The 2006-nt window shown below is 71.8% G+C and carries 2 protein-coding genes; both read left to right on the forward strand.

Features of this window, described 5'->3' with window-relative positions; all coding sequences use genetic code 11:
* Positions 1 to 86: 86 nt before the first annotated feature.
* Positions 87 to 626 (forward strand): NfeD family protein, encoded by a 540-nt coding sequence (locus KBX53_RS31195; protein ID WP_030331830.1) that lies wholly within the window; start codon positions 87 to 89, stop codon positions 624 to 626.
* 28 nt (positions 627 to 654) lie between these two features.
* Positions 655 to 2006: flotillin family protein (locus KBX53_RS31200; RefSeq protein WP_210863332.1), on the forward strand; the 1352-nt coding region annotated here is incomplete at its 3' end.

Here is a 2006-nt window from a genome sequence, read left to right on the forward strand (position 1 = left end):
GTGAGGGTGGGCGCTGCCCTTTTCCGATCACCGTCAGCGACTCGGCAGCGGTAGATCATCTTGCACTCTCGCCGGCCCGTTCGGCGTTGCGCGGCGTCGATACCGTCAAGGTCGTGGCATCGGGGACGCTCATCTTTCTGATCATCGGCGGGGCAGGCATCGGTGTGCTCGCACTCGCCCTGCTCGGCACCGAACTGCTCCAGTTCGGGCACCCCGACGTGGACGGGCCGATCTCGGTCGAGACGGTCGCCGGCTTCGCCGGGGCGTTCGGTTTCGGCGGCGCCATCGTCAACGAACTGCTCGGTGCGCGTACCCCAGGCATGGTCGTCGGGGCGGTGGTCGGTGGGGTGCTCGCGGCCGTGCCCACCGGCTGGTTGGCGTCCCGGCTGAGCCGGGCGGCGCGCAACATGCGCACCGACGCCACCCCCACCCGTGACGACCTGGTCGGCGCGCTCGGCCTGGTCGTCACCCCGGTGCCGGCCGACGGGTACGGCGAGGTCCGCGTTCGCCTCGCCGGCCAACCGGTCAAGCTCAGCGCCCGCGCGGACCAACCGATCCCGATCGGCGCCCAGGTCTTCGTCGTGCAGGCGCTCAGCGAGACCAGCGTGCACGTCGAGACCTACTGATCAACCCCTCGTAGACGGGACTGCTCATATGGCACTACTCATCGCCATCGGCGGCGCGGTTCTCCTCGCGCTCATCCTGGTGCTCTTCGTGCTCTCCCGGATCAAGGTGGCCGGGCCGAACGAGGCGTTCATCGTCACCGGCCGCAAGGGCCGCACCACGCAGACCGCCGACGGTGGGCGGTCCACCGACACCTCCGGGCAGAAGGTCGTGCTCGGCGCTTCGGTCTTCGTGCTGCCGGTGGTGCAGAAGCTCCAGTCCCTGGACCTGTCCAGCCGACGGATCGACGTCGGCATCCGGGGCGCGGTGAGCAAGCAGGGCATCCGCGCCGACCTGCACGGGGTGGCGATCGTCAAGGTCGGTGGCACCGAGGACGCGATCCGGGCCGCCGCCCAGCGGTTCCTGCACCAGCAGGACGAGATCGACAACTTCACCCGGGAGGTGCTGGCCGGCGCGCTGCGCTCGATCGTCGGCCGGCTCACCGTCGAGGAGGTCATCCGGGACCGGGCGGCGTTCGCCAGCGCGGTGGCCGAGGAGGCCGAGCACTCGATGACCAACCAGGGTCTGGTGCTGGACACCTTCCAGCTCCAGGACATCCTCGCCGAGGGCTCCTACCTGCAGGACCTGGGCCGGCCCGAGGCCGCCCGGGTGCTCAAGGACGCGGCGATCGCCGAGGCGCGGGCCCGGCAGCAGGCCGAGCAGGAGCGGCTGCTCGCCGAGGAGGCCATCGCCGAGGCGAACCGGAACCTGGCCCTCAAGCAGGCCGGCATCCAGGCCGAGATCGACGCCGCGAAGGCGAAGTCCGCGGCGGCCGGGCCGCTCGCCCAGGCCGAGCGGGACCAGGCGATCCTCTCCGAGCAGCAGAAGGTGGCCGAGCGCAACGCCGAACTCAAGCAGCGCCAACTCGACACCGAGGTGCGCAAGCCGGCCGACGCCGCCCGGTACAAGGTGGAACAGGAGGCCGAGGCGGCCCGCAACGCTGCGGTGCTGCACGCCGACGCGCAGCGCCAGTCCGTCATCGCCGCCGCGCAGGCCTCCGCCGAACAGGCCCGCCTCACCGGTGAGGGTGAGCGGGCACGGCGGGCCGCGCTCGCCGAGGCGAACGCCATCGAGGGCGCCAAGGAGGGTGAGGCCGAGCAGCGTCGGCGCTCCGCGATCGCCGAGGCGGTGGAGCGGGAGGGTCAGGCCGAGGCCGCGGCCATCCTGGCGAAGGGTGAGGCCGAAGCGGACGCGATGGCGCGCAAGGCCGAGGCGTTCGCCGCGTACGGCGAGGCGGCCGTGCTGGACCTGCTGGTCAAGGTGCTGCCGCAGGTCGTCGAGGCGGCCAGTGCGCCGATCGGGGCGATCGACAAGATGACGGTCATCTCCACCGACTTCGTCAG

It is taken from the genome of Micromonospora sp. M51, from assembly GCF_018070305.1.
In the GTDB taxonomy this organism is placed as follows: Bacteria; Actinomycetota; Actinomycetes; order Mycobacteriales; family Micromonosporaceae; genus Micromonospora; species Micromonospora parva.